We start from the raw sequence: 2,461 nt of genomic DNA on the forward strand, positions 1-2,461 counted from the left end.
CCGGCCGACGATGGCCACGCCGCGGATCAGGTCGCTGTCGCTCAGCGTGACGGCCAGGGCGAACTTCGCGCCCTGAACCGCGCGGTGGTGGCGATGGTGTGCCAGCACGAAGGCATTGGCCGTGCGCAGCGACACCGGCAGCAGGTTCAGCCTCGGCGAGGTCGGCGTCTTGTCCATGCGCGTCAGTCGCCGCAGAAGCAGGCAATCGGTTCATCGGCGGCGTCGAACAGGTCGCCCTGGTCGGCGGCGAAGCGCGCCAGGTCGGCGTAGCTGGGGCCATCGGCACGGAACCTGGCGCCGCTGGGCTTGCTCGCCAGGTTCAGGGATTCCATGCGAATCCACCACACGGCGGCTTCGGGCCGGGCCTTGATGAGGGCCAGGCGCTGCCCGCGCGGCTTCAGGAAACACAGGTCGCAGTTGCCTTCGAGCGTGCGCCCGTTGACCGTCAGCAGGTCGAGGTTGAACGGCTGCGCTTGCCAGAAAGCGCTCACGTCGCGCACGGTGACGCCGGCGTCCGCCAGCGGCATGCACATGGTCTCGTGGGTCGATTCGGTGGAGTGCCCGCGTGCGCGAATTTTGGCGACACGCCGTTGCTCATCGGCGCGGATGCCGATCATCTGGTCCCAGTCCGTCCAGCCCAGATGCCGCAGGTAGCGGTGCATGGGGCGTATCTTCAGGCTGGTCGTGCAGCCGCGTGCGACGGGATTGGGCAGGTACTGGCGCTTGCGGATCAGCGCCTCGAATGGCTCGCCCTGACGGCTGGCCTGGTCGAAATCGACCAGCGCGAAGCCAGGCTCCGTGGGCAGGTATTCCAGCCAGTGGATCGGCACCTGCCACTGCTCGGCGCAGTCGCGCACGAAGCGCAGGGTTGCTTCCACTTCCTTGCCGGTGTTGGCGAAGCAGACCACTGTGTCGGCGGGGAGGCCGCCGTTGGCCTGCAGCACGCGCCAGAGCATGTGGGCGCTGGTGCGTCCCCCCGAAAAGCTGATGCAGGTGGGCCGACTGATCTTGAACGGGTCGTGCATGCGGTCGTCTCCGGTGGCATGCCGGCGCTGTGGCCGGCGGGGCATGCCTTGGCGGCTGGAGACGAACGCGCACGCGCGGCGATGGCCGCGGTGCGAACAAAAGAAGGCCCCCGGTGCGGGGGCTGCGAGGGCTGCGCGGCGGTTGCCGCTTCAGGCGGGAGGCACCACGGCCAAGGACAGGTGCGTGGCGGTGGCGGACAGCACGAGATCGTCCGCCGAGTGCAGGAGGCGCGTGAACAGGCCGTCCTTCGGGTCGAAATACTCCGCGAAGTCATCGCCGCCCAGCTCGCGGCCTGCGAGGTGCCACCAGTCATCGAACGGGTCGGTGTCTGGGTTGCAACCGACGGCGTATGCCAGCAGTGCCTGGCGCCCGTCCGGGCGACGCTCCCCGCACTCGGCGAGGATGTACACGCCCTGGTCCTTGACCAGGACGACGCGACACTGATTGGCGATGGCTTCGGTCAGCACGGGGCGCAAGTCGGCGCCTTTGAAACGCAGTGACATGGATGAAATCTCCTGTGTGGAAAAAAAGAGAAAGGCCCTCCACCCGATGGGATGGAGGGCCTGTGGGGGGACGCGGCCGGAATGGCTGGAACGCCGTGGCAGGTGCCTCGGGTCAGCCGAAAGACCACGCGGCTTTGCCGCGGGGCGTCATGCCGGTACGGCCTGGCGCTTGCGGGCCGCCTTCGCGTCGAGGATGCTCACGTCGATCTGGCGCCAGCGCCCGTCGTCGATGAGCCGCTCCAACACTTCGCCGAGCATGTCGAAATACACCTCGTCGTGCCGATCGACCAGTTCGCCGTCACGGTGCAACTCCACCACGTAGGTGTCGCCACCGCGGTCGTACAGCACCGTGACCCGGCCCTCGAACTTCGCGGTCGAAACCGTGAAGCTGATCGCCGGCGGCGTTTCGATGATCTTGGACGGCTTGGGATCGACCCAGGTGAAGTCCTTTGCGCCAGCGTCCACCAGCATGTGGGTGATGCGGCGGAAGCGATCGGGGGCCGGCATTTCCTCCATCTGCTCGATGAGCTGGCCCAATTCCATGCACTGCGGCGTGGGAATCGGCAGCTTGGCCGGCGCGGAGCCGAGGATGTGGCTCGTGATGGTGTAAGGCGTGCCGTCCGAAGATTTCTCGGTGATGACCTGCGGGGTGTCCGCGCGCTGACCGTCGAAACGGCGCCGTGCATAGGGTTGGACATGCACCTTGGCGCCTTCGGCAGGAACCGTGGTCACCAGGCTGGGATCAAGCACCGCGAACTCGGAAGGCTTGAGCTTGACGACGATGGCATCGTCGGTCGCGGCGACCACCTTGCCGTCGAAGGGTTGGGGATCGATGGCGAAGCCCAGCGTTGAGGACAGCGGCTGGTCATCGAACACACGGTACTTGAACGACCGCACGTTGCGGGGCACATGGCCTGCGACCAGCGAAGGCA

4 protein-coding genes are annotated in these 2,461 nt (G+C 67.0%); all 4 read right to left on the reverse strand.

Annotated elements, in window-relative coordinates:
- A partial coding sequence (locus APY03_RS45510; protein WP_332307396.1) for an XF1762 family protein occupies positions 1-177 on the reverse strand: 177 nt, incomplete at its 3' end.
- Positions 178-182: 5 nt separating this feature from the next.
- Entirely contained in the window at positions 183-1,025 is an 843-nt protein-coding gene (locus APY03_RS25265) for a phosphoadenosine phosphosulfate reductase domain-containing protein (RefSeq protein ID WP_068681258.1), read from the reverse strand.
- Positions 1,026-1,175: 150 nt separating this feature from the next.
- Positions 1,176-1,529, reverse strand: a complete 354-nt coding sequence (locus APY03_RS25270; protein WP_068681260.1) for a DUF3085 domain-containing protein — start codon at positions 1,527-1,529, stop codon at positions 1,176-1,178.
- A 147-nt stretch (positions 1,530-1,676) separates the two neighbouring features.
- A partial coding sequence (locus APY03_RS25275) for a GTPase (protein WP_232324394.1) occupies positions 1,677-2,461 on the reverse strand: 785 nt, incomplete at its 5' end.

This window comes from Variovorax sp. WDL1, assembly GCF_001541225.1.
Taxonomy (GTDB): Bacteria; Pseudomonadota; Gammaproteobacteria; order Burkholderiales; family Burkholderiaceae_C; genus Variovorax.

Bases quoted from the DNA above. Each gene is read 5' to 3' on its own strand.
- APY03_RS25265 (WP_068681258.1), bottom strand. From the start codon at position 1,025: ATGCACGACCCGTTCAAGATCAGTCGGCCCACCTGCATCAGCTTTTCG.
- APY03_RS25270 (WP_068681260.1), bottom strand. From the start codon at position 1,529: ATGTCACTGCGTTTCAAAGGCGCCGACTTGCGCCCCGTGCTGACCGAA.